This is a genomic window from Erwinia sp. PME.40.26/001, from assembly GCF_055556675.1.
Map to the genome: position 1 here is coordinate 95756 of NZ_JBVHNP010000008.1, position 17368 is coordinate 113123.

The 17368-nt window shown below is 58.1% G+C and carries 18 protein-coding genes; 13 read left to right on the forward strand and 5 right to left on the reverse strand.

What is annotated here, in order from left to right:
• Nucleotides 1-93 precede the first annotated feature (93 nt).
• On the reverse strand, nucleotides 94-993 hold the full coding sequence (locus ACZ3HG_RS18970) for a LysR family transcriptional regulator (protein ID WP_465333855.1): 900 nt from the start codon (nucleotides 991-993) through the stop codon (nucleotides 94-96).
• A gap of 111 nt (nucleotides 994-1104) precedes the next feature.
• Between ACZ3HG_RS18970 and ACZ3HG_RS18975 the strand changes: the two genes are divergently transcribed.
• On the forward strand, nucleotides 1105-2478 hold the full coding sequence (locus ACZ3HG_RS18975) for an MFS transporter (protein ID WP_465333857.1): 1374 nt from the start codon (nucleotides 1105-1107) through the stop codon (nucleotides 2476-2478).
• Here ACZ3HG_RS18975 and msrA read toward each other — a convergent pair.
• The gene (msrA, locus tag ACZ3HG_RS18980; RefSeq protein WP_191937151.1) at nucleotides 2475-3011 is read right to left on the reverse strand and encodes a peptide-methionine (S)-S-oxide reductase MsrA; all 537 of its coding nucleotides are present in this window, start codon (nucleotides 3009-3011) and stop codon (nucleotides 2475-2477) included. The two genes, ACZ3HG_RS18975 and msrA, sit on opposite strands and share 4 nt — an antisense overlap.
• 288 nt (nucleotides 3012-3299) lie before the next feature.
• On the opposite strand from msrA, the gene ACZ3HG_RS18985 reads away from it, so the two are divergent.
• From ACZ3HG_RS18985 to ACZ3HG_RS19005, 5 genes are read left to right on the forward strand one after another with little or no spacing between them, the layout of a single operon-like run.
• Nucleotides 3300-4622 carry an MmgE/PrpD family protein gene (locus ACZ3HG_RS18985; RefSeq protein WP_465333860.1) on the forward strand — a complete coding sequence of 441 codons (1323 nt, stop codon included), beginning with the start codon at nucleotides 3300-3302 and terminating at the stop codon, nucleotides 4620-4622.
• Nucleotides 4623-4637: 15 nt separating this feature from the next.
• Complete coding sequence (locus ACZ3HG_RS18990; RefSeq protein WP_465333862.1) at nucleotides 4638-5987, forward strand: LLM class flavin-dependent oxidoreductase; 1350 nt, start codon at nucleotides 4638-4640, stop codon at nucleotides 5985-5987.
• Between the two features lie 3 nt (nucleotides 5988-5990).
• Complete coding sequence (locus tag ACZ3HG_RS18995; RefSeq protein WP_465333864.1) at nucleotides 5991-6887, forward strand: ABC transporter substrate-binding protein; 897 nt, start codon at nucleotides 5991-5993, stop codon at nucleotides 6885-6887.
• The gene (locus ACZ3HG_RS19000) at nucleotides 6884-7786 is read left to right on the forward strand and encodes an amino acid ABC transporter permease (RefSeq protein ID WP_191937154.1); all 903 of its coding nucleotides are present in this window, start codon (nucleotides 6884-6886) and stop codon (nucleotides 7784-7786) included. The genes ACZ3HG_RS18995 and ACZ3HG_RS19000 overlap by 4 nt, the downstream gene beginning before the upstream one ends.
• Nucleotides 7783-8544: an amino acid ABC transporter ATP-binding protein gene (locus tag ACZ3HG_RS19005; RefSeq protein WP_062748801.1), complete on the forward strand. Its 762-nt coding sequence runs from the start codon at nucleotides 7783-7785 to the stop codon at nucleotides 8542-8544. Before ACZ3HG_RS19000 ends, ACZ3HG_RS19005 begins: the two co-directional genes overlap by 4 nt.
• A 57-nt stretch (nucleotides 8545-8601) precedes the next feature.
• Here ACZ3HG_RS19005 and ACZ3HG_RS19010 read toward each other — a convergent pair whose 3' ends face one another.
• Nucleotides 8602-9264 (reverse strand): DUF1345 domain-containing protein, encoded by a 663-nt coding sequence (locus ACZ3HG_RS19010; protein ID WP_465333867.1) that lies wholly within the window; start codon nucleotides 9262-9264, stop codon nucleotides 8602-8604.
• A gap of 229 nt (nucleotides 9265-9493) precedes the next feature.
• Here ACZ3HG_RS19010 and ACZ3HG_RS19015 point away from each other — a divergent pair, with 229 nt between their 5' ends.
• Genes ACZ3HG_RS19015 through ACZ3HG_RS19025 form a run of 3 tightly spaced genes read left to right on the forward strand, consistent with a single transcriptional unit; the run spans nucleotide 9494 to nucleotide 12009 of the window.
• Nucleotides 9494-10519, forward strand: a complete 1026-nt coding sequence (locus ACZ3HG_RS19015) for a methionine ABC transporter ATP-binding protein (RefSeq protein WP_191935430.1) — start codon at nucleotides 9494-9496, stop codon at nucleotides 10517-10519.
• Entirely contained in the window at nucleotides 10512-11180 is a 669-nt protein-coding gene (locus ACZ3HG_RS19020) for a methionine ABC transporter permease (RefSeq protein ID WP_191935429.1), read from the forward strand. The genes ACZ3HG_RS19015 and ACZ3HG_RS19020 overlap by 8 nt, the downstream gene beginning before the upstream one ends.
• Nucleotides 11181-11196: 16 nt before the next feature.
• Nucleotides 11197-12009 (forward strand): MetQ/NlpA family ABC transporter substrate-binding protein, encoded by an 813-nt coding sequence (locus ACZ3HG_RS19025; RefSeq protein ID WP_062748809.1) that lies wholly within the window; start codon nucleotides 11197-11199, stop codon nucleotides 12007-12009.
• Nucleotides 12010-12143: 134 nt separating this feature from the next.
• Here the strand turns inward: ACZ3HG_RS19025 and ACZ3HG_RS19030 are convergent, their stop codons facing one another.
• On the reverse strand, nucleotides 12144-12785 hold the full coding sequence (locus ACZ3HG_RS19030; protein ID WP_191935428.1) for a TetR/AcrR family transcriptional regulator: 642 nt from the start codon (nucleotides 12783-12785) through the stop codon (nucleotides 12144-12146).
• A 282-nt stretch (nucleotides 12786-13067) separates the two neighbouring features.
• Here ACZ3HG_RS19030 and bhsA point away from each other — a divergent pair, with 282 nt between their 5' ends.
• The 4 genes from bhsA to ACZ3HG_RS19050 all read left to right on the forward strand — a co-directional run bounded on the left by bhsA (nucleotide 13068) and on the right by ACZ3HG_RS19050 (nucleotide 16652).
• Nucleotides 13068-13325 carry a multiple stress resistance protein BhsA gene (bhsA, locus tag ACZ3HG_RS19035; RefSeq protein WP_062748813.1) on the forward strand — a complete coding sequence of 86 codons (258 nt, stop codon included), beginning with the start codon at nucleotides 13068-13070 and terminating at the stop codon, nucleotides 13323-13325.
• Between the two features lie 34 nt (nucleotides 13326-13359).
• Nucleotides 13360-13617, forward strand: coding sequence for a hypothetical protein (locus ACZ3HG_RS19040; RefSeq protein WP_191935427.1), 258 nt, complete (start codon nucleotides 13360-13362; stop codon nucleotides 13615-13617).
• Nucleotides 13618-13769: 152 nt separating this feature from the next.
• Nucleotides 13770-15074: an NAD(P)/FAD-dependent oxidoreductase gene (locus ACZ3HG_RS19045; protein ID WP_191935426.1), complete on the forward strand. Its 1305-nt coding sequence runs from the start codon at nucleotides 13770-13772 to the stop codon at nucleotides 15072-15074.
• A gap of 90 nt (nucleotides 15075-15164) precedes the next feature.
• Nucleotides 15165-16652, forward strand: a complete 1488-nt coding sequence (locus ACZ3HG_RS19050) for an aldehyde dehydrogenase family protein (protein WP_465333872.1) — start codon at nucleotides 15165-15167, stop codon at nucleotides 16650-16652.
• Between the two features lie 36 nt (nucleotides 16653-16688).
• Here ACZ3HG_RS19050 and ACZ3HG_RS19055 read toward each other — a convergent pair whose 3' ends face one another.
• On the reverse strand, nucleotides 16689-17357 hold the full coding sequence (locus ACZ3HG_RS19055; protein WP_191935424.1) for a helix-turn-helix transcriptional regulator: 669 nt from the start codon (nucleotides 17355-17357) through the stop codon (nucleotides 16689-16691).
• Nucleotides 17358-17368: the final 11 nt, after the last annotated feature.

Consider the following 17368-nt stretch of genomic DNA (forward strand, 5'->3'; position numbering starts at 1 on the left):
TCCCAGGATTATGAGGTGAGTGTGGGATAAAGACATCGGTAGGGTTTACCGGTAGGGGAGGGGGGAAGCGGATAGCATTATCCCCCGGCTCATTTAGCGGGGAAAGGCAGCAAGCAGGGTATCAATAGCGCAGCGAAGCCGTCGGGGCATCGCCGGGGTTTTCAGCCATACGACATAGACGGGCAGACCCGGACCGCGCGATCCCGGCAACAGCTCGACCAGGTGACCGGTGCGAAGATCTTCACTGACCAGCCAGCGGGGCAGTTGGGCAATACCATACCCTGCAAGAGCGGCGGCATACACGGCGCTCATGGTGCTGAAACGCCGCCGGTCGTCGGGCTGCCAGTGAGTCAGCGTATGCACCGCTGTCTTCAGCAGCCACGGCTGCGTACGCCCCTGTTCCAGCAGCGTCAGATGGGGGAAACCCGCCAGGTCGCTGATGTCTGCTGGCGAAGGCCGATCGGCCAGCAGGGCAGGACAGGCACAGAGCAGGAGCTGCTGCTCGCCCAGCTGTCTTGCTGTCAGATCGGCATGCTGGCCCGGGTCGCCAATACGAACGGCCAGATCCACCCCCTCAGCCGCCAGGTCGGTGCGCTGCGTGGAGAACTGCATGTCGAGCGCCAGCGCATCCCACTGTTGAGTGAGCGGCAGCAGTACGGGCAGCACCCATTTTTCACCGAAGAGGGGAGGGGCGCTGATCCGCAAACGACCCGCGGGCTCACGGGCATGCTGGGCCAGCCGGTTTTCTGCGGCATCCAGGCTGGCGAGGATGTGCAGGCAGTCTTCGTAAAAGCGCCGGCCTTCGCTGGTCAGAGACAGCGAACGTGTGGTGCGCTGAAACAGTTTTACCTGCAGACGGGCTTCGAGACGCGCAACGGCTTTCCCAACCGTGGAACGGGACTGGCCAAGCTGCTCCGCCGCCCGGCTGAATCCGCCCGCCCGGGCCGCCTGTACAAAAGCACGAATGCTGTGGAGTCTGTCACTGTTGATCATCTCAGCCCCTGAATGACGATGTCGATTCGCCAGTATGACGAAATTATCGCGTAAAAGAAGACAGAAATTCGTGTCAGGCTGGAGCCATCCCGATTTAAGGAGCCCTGCAACATGACAAACCCGTCATCGCTATACCGACTGCAGGCCGGCATTTGTCTGGCCAGCTTTTTAGGGTGTATTGACTTCACCATCGTGAACACCGCACTGCCGGCCTTACAAAGGCAGTTTACGGTGGGCCCCGGCAGCGTGCAGTGGGCGATGACGCTATTTGTTATGGCACTTTGCTGCTGCATGGTGCTCACAGCACGGCTGGCGGAACGCTTCGGACAGCGTCAGATGCTGTATGCCGGCATGCTGGTATTTGGCCTGGCCTCGCTGGGTGCCGGGCTGTCATCGGGGCTGATGATGCTGAACCTCTTCCGTCTACTGCAGGGCGCAGGGTGTGCCGTACTGTACACTGTGACCGCCGCCATACTGGTTGAAGCCGTTCCCCGGGAACGGCGGGGGAGGGCGCTTGGCCTGCTCTTTGCGGCTAATGGACTGGGGCTGGCGGTTGGTCCGGTAGCCGGAGGATGGCTGATGAGCGTGTCCGGCTGGCGATCTATTTTCCTGATCAACGTGCCGCTGATCCTGCTCAGTTTTACGCTCTGTCTGGGGCTGATACCTTCAGCGCCCCCATCACCCCGCCCGCGCGTGGATTATCGCGGCTGGCTGCTGATGGTGGCTGGTCTGGTGCCGCTGCTGGTCTGGTCGGGTTATGTAACGCGCTGGGGCTGGTCGGCTTTCGTTTCACTGGCAACGCTGGGGACGGCCATCCTGTTCCTGCTGGTTTTCGTGCGCGTAGAGCGGCGGACGGTACAACCGCTGATTGATTTCAGCGTTTTGGGTTCTGGTGCCTTTTGCCGCGCCTGTGCCTTATCGGTTCTTCTGGCCATCTTTTACTGTGTCGCTTTTATGATGATACCGTTTCGTCTGGTTGAACGCTTCGGTCTCAGCGATGCGCAGCTGGGACTGATGCTGCTGCCGGTGACGCTGGTGATGGCGCTGATTTCACCTCTTTCGGGCAGGCTGGGTGACAGGTACGGGCCGTGGAGGGTGATGACGGCCGGATTTTTTCTGCTGGCCTGCTCCGCGCTGTTACAGAGCGCGTCCGGCAGCACGCTCTCGCTCAGTCGGATCGCGCTGGCCGGGGTCATGATGGGGGCAGGATGGGGGGCGATCCTCGGGCCTTCGGTGACGGCGGCGTTGGATGCCTTGCCGCAGTCTCAGCACGGGCAGGGTATAGGAATAGCCTGGACGCTGCACAACCTCGGGGGCGCACTGGGGCTGGCGGTGGCAACCCGTATGTATCAGTCCGGTGGAGCGGTTTACGGTTATCAGTGGGTGATGTGGCTGCTGGTGTTGCTCTCGTGCGTGGGAGGGGCGGTGGCGCTCTATTCGGTACGCCGCGCCAGCCGGAGACAGCTGGCGCGGGAGGATAACTAGCCCGTGACGGTCTTCGCGGCAAAGCGCTTACGCAGTTTCTGCAGCTTGGGGGGGATTACGGCCAGGCAGTAACGGTTTTCCTGTCCTTCTCCGGCCCAGTAGTCCTGGTGATAATCTTCAGCCGGATACCAGGTGCCATCGGCTTCGATGGTGGTTACCACCGGATCGGTATGTTCAGCCTGAGCACGTGCAATAGCCGCCTGTGCTTCAGCCTCCTGCTCAGGGCTGGCAGGGAAAATAGCAGAACGGTACTGCGTGCCAATATCATTCCCCTGGCGGTTAAGCTGAGTGGGATCGTGCGTGGCGAAACTGATATCCAGCAGATCGCCGTAGCTGATAACGTCAGGATCAAAGCCGATGCGGATCGCTTCCGCGTGCCCGGTATCCCCGTTGCACACCTGCTTATAGGTCGGGTTTTCCGTATGGCCGCCAATATAACCACTTTCCAGTGACTGCACGCCGTTGATCTGTTTGAACACGGCTTCAGTACACCAGAAGCAGCCTCCGGCGAGGGTTGCGTATTCTGTCGACATTTGTCACTCCTTCAGGGGTAGGTCTGCTGTTTGACTAAGAATGTGAGATTAACCTTAGCGCGTTACGGTGCGAGGTCAATGCGTTTTTCATCTTCACCCTCCGTCCATACTTCCTGTCTGTCCGGTACGGCAGGCTGATAAAAGAGATCGGCGTCTACCTTTTTTCTTAGTTTATTTCGGTATGTACTATAACCGTTGGTTATTGGCTGTCGGCGTTCTTAGGGAAGAAAATGGCGGTAATTTATAACGTATTGATTTCTGTCAATACCTTATTAAAAAAGGTGTCTTTTGAACATTTCACTTACCGCCCAGCTGGCTCAACATATTTTAAGCCATCATCCCGGCGAGCAACAGCGGCGTTATGCCCGTGACGGCGTAACGGATTATTTCGCCTGTCTGTTTCCTGTGCTGCACGGCAGTGTCATCGATAGCGGTCTGGATGCGGTGTTTCGCGTTTATCCGGCCGAACACTCTCTGGAAAACCTCGCCTTACAGCTTGGGTATATGAGCCATTCGCTCGATTTTGATGATTATCATACCGATTTTCGCGGTCATCCGACGACCGTGGTGCTCTCCGCACTGCTGGCGTTAAGTAAAGATCGGAGCTCAGTCACGCCGGAACAGTTTCTAGATGCTTACATCGTGGGCGTCGAGCTGGCAGGCCGGCTGGGGAAAGCCATCGGCACCCGCCATTATTCTGCCGGTTTCCACAGCACCGCCACGCTGGGCACCGTTGCGGCGGCGGGCGCTGCCTGTCGTCTGCTGGCTCTCAGCACGGCGGAAACCCAGGTAGCCCTCGGGCTGGCGGCGACCCAGGCCTCCGGGCTGCGCAGCCAGTTTGGTTCAGCGGCAAAGCCACTGCACGCGGGCCTGGCGGCACGCAGTGCGGTCAGCAGCGTACAGCTGGCACAGGCAGGGTTTGGTGGTCAGCGCAGCGGTGTACTGGACAGCTTTCTGCAGACGCTGGGCTTTGGCGCCGCTCAGCCGCAGGCGCTGCTGAGCGGCTGGGGTCAGCCGTGGCGCATTGAGGAGCCCGGCCTGGAGTTTAAACGCTATCCAACCTGCGGCGGCACGCACAGCGCGGCAGAAGCGGCATTCGTGCTGCGTGAACAGCTGCTGGCCGCCGGGGAAGAAATAACCCCGAATGTGATCGAACGCATAGAGGTCAGTTTCCCGCCGGGTGCGGATACCGCTGCAAATATTGTCACCCCGCAGAATGGAGTGGAAGCGCGCTTCAGCCTGGAGTACGTCATTGCTGATGCACTGATCAATGGGGGCGTGGCGCTGGACAATTACAGTGAAGCCCCGGTGAAGCCCGCTATTGCGGCGCTGGCGTCACGTGTCACCCGCCGGCCGGATCCCACCGCACCGGCCGACGAACTCGATCCTGATCGCCGTTTTCACTGTGTCACGCTGTGGCTGAGTGATGGCCGAACCCTGAGCCACTGTGTTACCCGCCGCGAAACCGCGGCCGCTTTCACCGATGTGCAGGCCAAATTACAACGCAGCCTTGCGGCACTGCCGGCTGCGCAGGCGCAAACCCTCCTCACGGAGGCCCGTCTGCCCGACGCAGCCGCACTGCACCGTCTTATTTTTCTGATTAGCCAATAACGAAAAGGATCTCTTATGTCTGTGCAAAAAACGTCGTCACGTCAGCTGCGCCTCGGTCTGTTTGTTCAGGCGCTGGGCCACCATGTCGGCGGCTGGCGCGCGGAAGGTGCCAAGGGGTCGCCAACCGACGTTGACTGGTTTACCTGGATCGCCAAAAAAGGCGAGGAGGGGAAGTTCGACATGTTCTTCGTCGGTGATGCGCTGGCCACCAGCGTGCACCGTTTGCCCTCCACCATGTCCCGTCTGGAGCCGCTGACGCTGCTGTCGGCGCTGGCCGTACAGACGCAGCACATCGGTCTGGCCGCGACGGTATCGACCACCTTTGACCAGCCGTTCCATCTGGCGCGCGCGCTATCGTCCGTCGATCACATCAGTCGCGGCCGCGGCGCGTGGAATGTGGTGACCTCATTCTCTGCCGATGCTGCGCGTAACTTCAGTCGTGAAGATCTGCCGTCACATGCGGAGCGTTATGACGTGGCGAGAGAATTCCTTGATGTCACCTTCAAGCTGTGGAATGGCTGGGAAGAGGGAGCCATCGTGCGTGAAAAAGAGACGGGCCGGTACTCTGACGAAGCGAAAATCCACGCCGCGAACCACAAAGGAAAATACTTCCAGGTCCAGGGCCCGCTCAATATTGCCCGCTCCCCGCAGGGGCGTCCGGTGATTATTGAAGCTGGTTCTTCTCCGGCGGGCCAGAAGCTGGCGGCAGAAACGGCAGAGGTGGTGTTTACCGCGGCGGCGTCGCTGGAAGAAGGGCAGGCATTTTACCGCAGCCAGAAACAGTTTGTCCGTGAAGCCGGGCGTCATCCCGACCATCTGCTGATCCTACCGGGAGTGATGCCGATCGTGGGGCGCAGCCGCGCAGAGGCACAGGAAACCTGGAACCAGCTGAACGAGCTGGTGGACCTCGACAACGGCATTGAGCAGCTGTCAGCGCGCTTTGGTGTAGACATGACCGCGTATCCTCTGGATGGCCCGGTACCGGATATTGGTGGTACCGAAGGCGGGCAGAGCCGCGTCAAGCTGCTGACCGAACTGGCAGCTCGCGAGAATCTGACCCTGCGCCAGCTGGCCGCCGTAGCCGCCGGTTCTCGTGGGCATCGCGTGGTCGTCGGCACGGCCGAAGAGATTGCCGATGACTTCCAGCAGTGGCTGGAGCAGGACGGGGCCGATGGTTTCAATATCATGCCTGCCGTCCTGCCTAATCAGCTGGAACTGTTTGTTGAGCTGGTGGTGCCTGAGTTACAGCGTCGCGGCCTGTTCCGTACTGAATACCAGTACTCAACCCTGCGTGAAAACCTTGGCCTGCCGCCGTTTGATGAAAATTTTGCCGCCGTCCCTGCACTGGCGACTGATAAGGAATAAACGATGAAATTCTCTGCCCTGACCGCCGTTCTTCTGGCTCTGGTACCGCTGTCGTCAGCCCTGGCGGCCGATCGGGACGTGGCGTTTACCAGCAGCGTTAAAGCCAAAGAGGATGCGACGCTGCACGCCACGCTGCCCGCTGAGATCCTGAAAAAAGGCTATATCGTGGCGGGAACTAACCCCAACACGCCGCCGACCACCTTCTATCAGGCGGATAACAAGACCCTGGCCGGACGTGAAATTGATATCGTCAGCGCCGTAGCCGACCGTCTGGGTATTGCGGTGCACTGGCGGGATACCGGTGGCTTTGACAACATCATTCCTGGCCTGAAATCCGGCCGGTACGATCTGGCCGCGTCGAATATCGATGCCAATAAGAAACGCCTGCAGCAGGTGGATTTTGTCGGCTATTACAATGCGTCAAAGCTGGCGCTGATTGCCCGAAAGGATGCCGGGCTGGGGCCGTATAACACTTTTGATGAACTCTGCGGAAAAACGGTAGGGGCCGGGGCGGGCACCTCGCAGATCACCCGTCTGCAAACGGCCAGCGATGCCTGTGTCGCGGCGAAAAAACCGGCCATTACTATCCCGGTGTTTCCGGATCGTCCGGCGGGAGTTCAGGCCGTCATGAGCGGTCGCGTACCAATGTTCTTTGGCCCGTATGAAGGCCTGCGCTATCAGGCCAGCCAGGTCAAAGCGCTGACGCTGGCTGGCGAAATCACCATTGAAGATACCATTGTTTCACTTGCGCTGCCGAAAGGGTCGCCGCTGGAAAAACCGGTACAGGCTGCCCTGAACTCGCTGATTAAAGACGGAACGTACCAGCAGATCCTCGACAAGTGGGAGATCGGCTTTGGTGCGGTGAAAACCGCCGGTCTGAATGAAGAGATCACGAAATGAGTGTCAGACCTGACGACCCCAGCGCCGGGCTGCGTATCGTCGGACACCGTCACTACGGGCGCTGGTTCAGCGCCCTGATTGTGCTGCTGCTGGTGGTACTGATGGGATCGTCTGTAGTCAGCAATCCGCGCTTCGAGTGGGATGTGGTGGCGCAGAACCTGACGGAAGCCTCGATCCTGAATGGCGTGATCATGACCCTTAAATTGACGGCCATCTCCGTTCTGCTGGGCTTTGCCGGTGGAACGCTGCTGGCGTTGATGCGCCTGTCCGCCAACCCGGTGCTGGTGGGGGTAAGCTGGGCTTATACCTGGTTCTTCCGTGCGGTGCCGATGCTGGTGCAGCTGTTCCTCTGGTACAACATTGCGGCGCTGTATCCTAAGCTATCGTTTTCCCTGCCGTATCTGGGGGAAATCTGGAGCGCCAGCACTAATGAAATCATCAGCCCGTTCAGTGCGGCGGTGATTGCGCTGGTCATGCACCAGTCGGCGTATGCAGCCGAAATCATCCGCGCCGGGATCCAGAGTGTTAATCCGGGGCAGCTGGAAGCGGCTAAAGCGCTGGGCTATCGTCCGGGCCAGATTTTCCGCCAGACTGTGCTGCCACAGGCAATGCGTACCATCTTGCCGCCCGCCGGGAATGAGGTGATCGGTCAGTTGAAAACCACCGCCGTTGTCTCGGTGATCGCCCTGCAGGATGTGCTTTATTCCGCACAGATTATTTATCAGCGCACCTATGAGGTGATCCCGCTGCTGCTGGTGGCCACGGCCTGGTATTTGCTGATGACTTCCGTACTGTCAGTGGGTCAGCACTATGTGGAAGTGTGGTTCAGCCGTGGCAATACGCCGGTAAAAAAACGCTGGTTCCGCCGGGCAGTTGAACAACAGGAGCATCAGTCATGAGTGAGGCGATCAGCCTGCGCGGTATTCACAAGCAGTTCTCTGGCCGCACGGTGTTGCAGGATATCAATATGGATATTGCCGCCGGGTCTGTGACGGTGATCCTCGGTCCTTCCGGATCGGGAAAATCCACGCTGCTGCGCTGCATTAACCATCTGGAAAAACTGGATGCCGGAACCATTCACGTCGGCAAGTCGCTGGTGGGCTACCGGCGTAAAGGGCAGCATCTGGTCGAGCTACCGGAAAAGAGCGTCGCCGAACAGCGCCAGCGGATTGGCATGGTCTTCCAGCAGTTCAACCTGTTTCCACACCGGACGGTGCTGCAAAATATCACCGATGCTCCGCTGCGTATTCGCCGGGAAAAACGCGCGGTCGTGGAGGCGCGTGCGCTGAAACTCCTGGAGCAGGTCGGGCTGGCGCATCGTGCGCAGGCCTGGCCGCGTGAGTTATCGGGCGGTCAGCAGCAGCGTGTGGCGATAGCCCGCGCGCTGGCGATGGAGCCGGAAGTGATGCTGTTTGATGAACCGACCTCCGCGCTGGATCCAGAACTGGTGGGAGAGGTACTCCAGGTGATGAAACAGCTGGCGCATTCGGGCATCACCATGGTGGTGGTGACGCATGAAATTGGCTTTGCCCGCGAGGTGGCCGACAACATCGTATTTATGGATAACGGGCAGGTGGTAGAGAGCGGTGATGCCCGCACGCTGCTGGACAATCCTCAGCACCCGCGCCTGCGTGAATTTCTGGCCAGCGTGCTTTAAGGCAACTGAGCCTGCCTCCGGGGCAGGCTCAGTAATATCACTCGTCGACATGCCTTCTCACCCACTCAATAATCCCGCCCCAACGTTAACCGACAGCCCCAGAATCGCCAGATTAAACACAAAGGAAATCACCGACTGCAGCAGAACAATCTGACGCATATCGGTGGTGCCGGTCGCCACATCGGCCGTTTGTGCCGCCACGGCGACGGTGAAAGAAAAATAGAGAAAATCCCAGTAACCGGGCGCGTCGGGTTTATCCGGGAACATCATCGGCGTCACCTCCCGGGTCCGGTGCAGATAGTGGTGGTGCGCATAATGCATGGCAAACGAGGTGGGCAGCAGCGCCCATGACACCATCAGCGTGCTGGCGGTGAGCAGCATATGCAGTGTACGCGGGGTTCCGCTCAGATGCTTCAGCGTGCCAAGCTCCAGCAGAATGGCCATAACGCTGACCAGGCAGCCGAGGGAGACCATGCTCAGTACCAGCGAAGCGCTCTCGTCCTGGGAGCGGGCAAGGTGAGGGATATCTTTCGGCACCGTGCGCAACATCAGAAACCACAGGAAAAACAGATACAGCATGGCCAGCACGTTCCAGCCGATCAGCATCCGCTGCAGCAAACCCAGCTGTTCGGGCAGGGCAAAAAAGCAGACCATGCCGGCGAACACCGACATCAGCAGACGCAGACGGGAACGAAGGTGTACGTTGTACAAAATACGCATGATGGCAGGGGCTTATAGAAAGCAATTTCGATAGCTTAACTGTAGACGCTGCTGTCGGAAAATACGCGATATTCCATTTGGTTATAAACCATCGCGTTTCAGTCGTTTCCAATAATTCCCGGTCTGATTACTATCGTTTGGCAATTAGTGCTACCAATAATCTATGAAAAATAATCAGTTTAATTAATCAGCGGCGTTGGCTGATAAACCGGCAGAAAACAGGCATCAGATGATAGTTTTGCGCAACGTTTCTAAAATTTTTAACGCCAAATCAGGCCCGGTGACCGCCGTTGATAACGTCAGTCTGCGGGTGGAGCAGGGGCAGATTTACGGCATTATCGGTTACAGCGGGGCGGGAAAGAGTACGCTGATCCGCCTGCTTAACGGGCTGGAAAAACCCACCTCCGGCAGCGTGGTGGTTGCCGGGCAGGACATTGCCCAGGCCAGCGGAGAAGCCCTGCGTCAGGCGCGTCTGAAAATCAGTATGGTATTCCAGCATTTCAACCTGCTGTGGTCGCGCACCGTCAGTGAGAATATCGCTTTTTCTCTGCAGATTGCCGGCGCCCCGAAAGCGGAAATCCAGCGTCGGGTACAGGATTTAATCGCGCTGGTGGGGCTGACCGGAAAGGAGCAGGTTTATCCGGCCCAACTGAGCGGTGGGCAGAAACAGCGTGTCGGCATTGCGCGTGCCCTGGCCAACAGTCCGGATGTGCTGCTCTGCGATGAAGCCACGTCAGCGCTCGACCCACAGACTACCGATGCCATCCTTGACCTTCTGCTGGATATTAATCGCCAGCTCGGGTTGACGATTGTGCTGATCACTCATGAAATGCACGTGGTGCGTAAAATCTGCCATCACGTGGCGGTCATGGAGGACGGTAAAATCGTGGAAGAGGGCGACGTGCTGTCGGTATTCACCCATCCACAGCAGGCGATCACCCGTACGTTTGTCAAACAAACCACTGAATACAGTCACGCAGAGACGCCGTTTAATCTGGCGCTGATCGACGCGGATGACGGGGTGGTGCTGAAGCTGACCTTTATCGGTAAAAGCACCCGACAGCCGGTCGTCGGTGAGCTCACGCTGAAGTACGCTTTACCGTTCAATATCCTGCATGGAAAAATGAATCAGACCCCTCAGGGGGCCTTTGGTGAGCTGTGGCTGCAGGTTCCGGCTTCGCCGGCCCAGCTGGACGGTATTCTGCAAGATTTACATGCTCATTCTGTTACCACCGAGGTCGTCAGCCATGCTTGAGAACCTGTTCCCGCACCTGAAACTGGATCAGCTCTGGGCTGCCACCGGTGAAACGCTGTATATGACCGCGCTGTCGGGCGTGGCGACCTTCGTGCTGGGCATCGTGCTCGGACTGGCACTGTTCCTGACCGCCCGCGGCGGGTTGTTCCAGAACCGGGCCATTTACGCGGTGATTTCCGTGCTGGTAAACGTGTTTCGCTCCATTCCGTTCATCATTTTAATCGTACTGCTGATCCCGTTCACCAAAACGCTGATCGGCACCATTCTCGGGGCGGATGCGGCCCTGCCTGCACTGATCGTCGGGGCCGCGCCGTTCTACGCCCGGCTGGTGGAAATTGGCCTGCGCGAAGTGGATAAAGGGGTCATCGAAGCGTCCCGCTCCATGGGGGCCCGCCTCAGCACCCTGATTTTTCGCGTGCTGCTGCCGGAATCCTCTCCGGCGCTGGTATCGGGGATCACAGTGACGCTGATAGCACTGGTCAGCTACAGCGCGATGGCTGGCGTGATCGGTGCCGGCGGGCTCGGCAATCTGGCGTATCTGGAAGGTTTTCAACGTAACCACGGGGATGTAACGCTGGTGGCGACGGTAATGATTCTGGTGATTGTTTTTATCATCCAGTTCTTAGGTGATGTGCTCACGACACGGCTCGACAAACGTTAATTCTTAGGAAAATAAAATGAAAAAAACACTGACGCTGCTGGCTGCGGCTACTCTGGGTGCGCTGAGTCTGAGCGCATGGGCGGATACGCTAACGGTGGGCGCGTCCAACGTCCCGCACGCTGAAATTCTGGAACAGGCGAAGCCCATCCTGGCGAAGCAGGGTATCGATCTGGAAATCAAACCGTTCCAGGACTATATCCTGCCCAATACTGCGCTGGCCAGTCGGGATATCGATGCCAACTATTTCCAGCATATTCCTTACCTTAACAGCGTGCTGAAAGATCACGCCGGGGATAAAACTTACGATTTCGTCAGTGCAGGGGCGATCCATATTGAGCCGATTGGTATTTATTCGAAGAAGTATAAATCCCTGAAAGACCTGCCGCAGAATGGCAAGGTGATCATGCGTGACGCGGTGGCTGAAGAGGGGCGTATTTTGTCTATCTTTGAAAAAGAGGGCGTGATCACACTGAAGCCGGGCGTCAGCAAAGTGGATGCACGTATCAGCGACATCGTTGAGAACCCGAAGCATCTGAAATTCCTTGCCAACGTTGAAGGCGCACTGCTGCCGCAGATGTATAACAATGATGAAGGTGATGCCGTGGTGATCAACGCGAACTATGCGATTGATGCAGGTCTTGACCCGGTAAAAGGTCCGATTGCCGTCGAGAGCGGTGAGAATAATCCGTATGCCAATATTATCACCGTTCACCGGGGAGACGAAAACAAACCGGATGTGAAAGCGCTGGTTACGGTGCTGCATTCCAAAGCGATTCAGGACTGGATCCGCACCAAATACAAAGGCGCGGTGATCCCGGTCAATAACTGACCATCGCAGGCCGGGAAACCGGCCTTTTTTACCTCCGCGTATGACGCATTGCTGGCAGATCCTGGCACCCCAGCGCCTGACGGGCGGGCCGGTGTTCGTCAGTCAGCGTTGCCCGCGAATATTCCTTCCGCTGTTCAGATGCCCAGCTTGCTGAGCACCGGCCACTGCAACATCAGCGTATCAATCAACGCATCCAGTTCGGCATGTGTGGCCCCTTCCCGGGCGCGCACGGACATGCCCTGCAGCAGGCAGCAGAGATAGGCCGCCAGGCCTGCAACGTCAGTACGGGCGTCAAGTTCCCCGGCGGCCTGCCGGGTCTGCAGAAACGTCAGCAGATGCTGTTCCTGATTGCTGTGACGATTACGCAGCATTTCGGCGACTTCCGCAGAGTCGGCGGACAGCGTGCTGGAAGTACAGATAAAGAAGCACCCCCCCGGTTTTTTTCCGTCGGTGAAACAGGCGGCGGTTGAGCGGAAGTACTTCTCTATTCCGCCCGCGACGCCGGTTTCCGGGCACGCCAGTGCGGCTTCACTTCGGCTGGCGAATTTTTCGGTGTAGCGATCGACAGCCGCGCGGAACATCCCTTCTTTATTGGTAAATTCTGCGTATAGCGTCGGTGCTTTGGCCCCGGTCGCTTCCACCAGATCTGACAGCGAAGTGCCTTCATAGCCATGACGCCAGAACAGCTCCAGCGCTTTATCCAGCGCGGCATCCCGGTCAAAAGTTTTAGGCCGGCCCCGGCCTTTACGTGTACCTGCGTCCTGCTCAGTATTCATCTTTCCTCACTTACGCAATCCCGCCCGGTTATTAAGTTATCAATCAGTATAAAAACAATAACCCGCGCTGTCGAGCGGCGATTTGAGGCGTTGTTAACCTGGGCTGTGAAGAAAAAAATATAACTTTATTTGAAACAAATTCAAGGTGTTAATTAATAAATTATCGATCATTAATAAATCATTGTTGACGCGAATCAATAACAGGATTAACATTTACCTATCGATCGTTAATTAATAACGACGGCAACATTAAACCACCGAATTCAACTGAGAGTAAACATCATGAAAACCATCAAAATGACCCTGGCCGCTATCGCTCTGACTTCTGTTTCTTTCGCCGGTTTTGCGGCTGACCTGGTCAGCGCAGAGCCTGCGCAACAGCAGCAGGTAGGGGTGATTTCAGTTAGCGGGGCTTCGAACCTTTCTGCACTGGAATCCAAACTGTCTGCCAAAGCCGATCAGGCGGGTGCTAAATCTTTCCGTATCACCTCTGCCGTGGGTGACAATAAACTGAACGGCACCGCAGTGATTTACCAGTAATAGCGATGACAAACATCTGCATCAGGGGGGAGCAATGAATGTGATCCACACCGCCCTTGTTGCCGTCATCCTGGGCACCCTGTCGGGTGCCAGCCTGGCAGCACTTCCCGAAGGGCATACGAATACGGTTCAACCGTCAGTGGCCACCAGCTATGTTACCGGCAGCACCACGCTGGTTTCGCTGGACGTCCAGCTCTCGGGAACCCCTGCCGCAACGGCGTCCAGACCGATAGCCCTGGCCCGTGTGTCAGGCGGTGCCAGCCTGTATGGTACGACCATCAGCTATCACTGATCACCTTATAAAAAAACCGCCGCTGATCCGGCGGTTTTTTTTACCTCTCATCCGCCGGGCTTTTCCCTCCAGTCGTCCTTTCGAACGATACACCTGCCTGCTGTCTGATGGTGTGATGTCATCAAACGACAGGCAGGACAGCAGGGGCGGGGATGGATATCAGAATCGATGCGCTGAACTATTACACGGCGACAAAAAAGTATGACCTGCACTTTGCGCCGCTCAGGGACGATCTTGACGTTGATGTGGTGATTATCGGCGGGGGCTTTTCGGGGATAAATACGGCACTGGAACTGGCCGAGAAAGGGATCACCCGTGTTGCGGTACTGGAAGCCCGCCATCTCGGCTACGGGGGATCCGGCCGCAACGGTGGGCAGGTCATGCCCGGCATAGGGCATGACATCGGCGCGGTGCAAAAGTACGTGGGCCGGGAAGGCATGGCTACGCTGTTCAGCATGGCGAACCTCGGCGCTGACATTATCCGTGAGCGCATAGCCCGCTACCAGATTGATGCCGACTTTATCCCGGGCTATGCCTATCTGGCCTATAACGCCCGCCAGGAAAAGGCGCTCCGACTGTGGCAAAAGGCGTTTAAACGCGTGACGCCAGAGGTTGAGACTGAACTCTTTACCGGGGCTGACGTGCATAACGTGGTGGGCTCCTCATGTTACACCTGCGCACTGAAGCATATGGGGGGAGGCCAGATCCATGCGCTGAACATGCTGCTGGGGTCGGCCTCTGCCGCCGCCGGGCTTGGCGTGCAGATCTACGAAAACTCACCGGCCGTGGAGGTCGCCTACGGTCCGCGCGTCAGGGTTCGCACCGCCACCGGGACGGTCAGTGCTCACAAACTTTTGTGGGCATGCGACAGTTTTCTCAACCAGCTTGAGCCTGAGCTGGACCGTAAAACGCTGGTGACTTACTCCTATCAGATGGCCACCGCCCCCCTGTCAGAGGCGCTGATTGAACGCATCAGCCCGATGCGCGGTGCCTTTAGCGATATCCGCCCGGTCATCAACTATTACCGTATCACGGCAGAAAACCGCCTGCTGTTCGGCAGCGCCACGCGTTTTGTTGAATATACTCCCCGTGATTTTGCCGCCTGGAACCGCACGCTGCTGCTGCAGATTTTTCCCTATCTCCACGATGTCAGAACAGATTTTGTCTGGGGTGGACCGATGGCCTGCAGCGCTAACCTCTTTCCGCAGATTGGCACCCTGCGTCAGCATAACAACGTCTTCTATGTTCAGGGGTACTCGGGGTTCGGCGTCACGCCCTCGCACATCATCTGCAAAGTGTTAGCCGAAGGAATGACCGAGGGCTCTGCGCGTTATGACCTGATGAGCCGTATACCCCATGCCACGATTTATGGTCGTGACGCCCTTCGTCCGGTGCTGATGACCGCCGGAAAGTTATTCCATCAGGCTGCGGGTTTCTTCAGTGGACGTCAGACGTGACCGCATTAAAGCGTAAACCGTCCTGCCCGCGCGGGTGCAAATTGTCAGCGTGGTGGAACAGCCTGCCCCCTTTTATCAACAGGAGTGATTATGAGTGACGTTGCAGTGCTTCCGGCAGTGAACGCATTTTTACAGCGTGAACACGGCCACTATATTAACGGCAACAGTCTGCCCGGTCAGGGCCCGTTGCGCCCGGTCATTAACCCGGCGACGGCGCAGACTATTGCTCAGGTGCGGGATGGCGGGGCGGGTGAGGTGCAGGCCGCCATGGCTGCCGCGCGGCAGGCGTTCAGCGGAGGATGGGGCACTCTGCCCGCGCTGGCGAGAGGAACGCTGCTGCTGAAGCTGGCCGATGCGCTGGAGCAGCATCGGGAGGAGCTGGCACAGCTGGAAACGCTGTGTTCCGGCAAGTTGATCACCCTGTCACGCGGGCTTGAGCTGGATCAGTCCGTGGCTTTCCTGCGCTATTTTGCCGGATGGGCTGGAAAAATAACCGGTGAAACGCCAGAGTTGTCGTTACCTTCCTTTCACGGTGAAAAGTACCGGGGGTTTACCCTGCGTGAACCGCTGGGCGTCGTTGTGGCGATCCTCCCATGGAATTTTTCCATCATGATTGCCGTCTGGAAAATGGCGGCGGCGCTGATCTGTGGCTGTACCCTGGTGCTGAAGCCGAGCGAGTTTACGCCGCTGACTATGCTGCGGGTGGCGCAGCTGGCAGGGGAGGTGGGATTTCCGCGCGGAGCAATCAATATCGTTAACGGTGATGGCACGCTGCTCGGCCCGTTGCTGACCGGTCATCCTGACTGTGCAAAAGTCACCTTTACCGGCTCTGTACCGACCGGCAGGGCGGTGGGCAGTGCCGCCTGCGCCCGGGCGATCCCCTTCACGCTGGAACTGGGGGGCAAAAATGCGGCTCTTTTTCTGAAGGATATGTCCGTCGACGAAATGGTCGACGGCATTATTGAAGCCGGCTACCTCAATCAGGGTCAGATCTGTGCGGCTGCCGAGCGTTTTTATCTTCCGGCGGAGCAGTGCGATAGCGTGCTGGAGGCGCTCTGCCGACGGCTGGATCAGCTGACGGCGGGATCGCCGCTGGATGAGGCATGTCAGCTGGGCCCGCTGGCCAACAGCGCCCACCTTGAAAAGGTGCAGGCGCTGGTGGCTCAGGCGCAAAAAGAGGGGGATGAGCTGCTCTGCGGTGGGCGTTCCCCTGACCTGCCGGGTTACTACTTCTTACCCACGGTGCTGAAAGTACGCAGCGCCGATGCCACGCTGATGCAGCAGGAGACCTTTGGTCCGGTCGGGGCCTTCCTGGCTTATCACGATGAGGAACAGGCGCTGGCGTGGGTGAATGCCTCCCCCTTCGGGCTGGCGGCCAGCGTGTGGACCCACGATCTGAGTCAGGCGCTGCGCTACAGCGAGCGGATTAGCGCAGGGACGGTCTGGGTGAATATGCACACCCTGCTCGATCCGGCGCTGCCGTTCGGCGGGGTGAAAGGCTCCGGTAACGGGCGAGAGTTTGGCAGCGCCTTTATTGCGGACTACACCCGGCTGAAGTCCGTCATGATGCGTTACTGAACGGCGGGCGATGCCGTGGAAAGGGTATTGCCCGGTTCAGTACTGAGCGTCGCGATGGTCAGTCAGCCCCAGACCGGCGGCCAGCTCGGTGCGGCTGTTGACGTGAGTTTTCGCGAAGATATTGCGCAGGTGGGTCTTGACGGTGGACAGCGAGACGTCAAGTTGCCGCGCAATACGTTTGTTACAGGCCCCCTCACGCACCATACCGACAATTTGCTGCTCTTTCGGCGTTAACCGGCAGTGTGCCGTCGCGGGGAGCAGCTCTTCCGTGGCCAGTTCAATCAGCGGCAGCGATGCACGCAGGCGGAGTCGCTCAGCCGCGCTGAAAGGAAGGTCACGCATGATCGACAGGCCCGCCACGATGCGTTTATGCCGGCGGACAAAGATCTCCGTCATATCTCCCATATGATTGGGCACCATAAACTGCCGGTAATATGGGGTGGTCTGCATCGCCTCATTCAGCCCGGCAAGGGTCACGGCCTGATGATTAAAACGCCGGGGGTGAAGCGGATCCAGCGGCAGAAAATCCTGCAGATAAGCCTGATGGGTTTCTGCAGAGATACCGGACAGCAGGTGCTGACCCGGCACCAGATTGCTGTCCACCAGGTAAAACACCGCCGATGCACCGGGGATCAGATGCGTTATTGTGTGCAGGCATTCATGGATAAATGCCCCCGGCTGAACGGAGGGTGTGAGCGTGCGCATGCCTTCTCCTT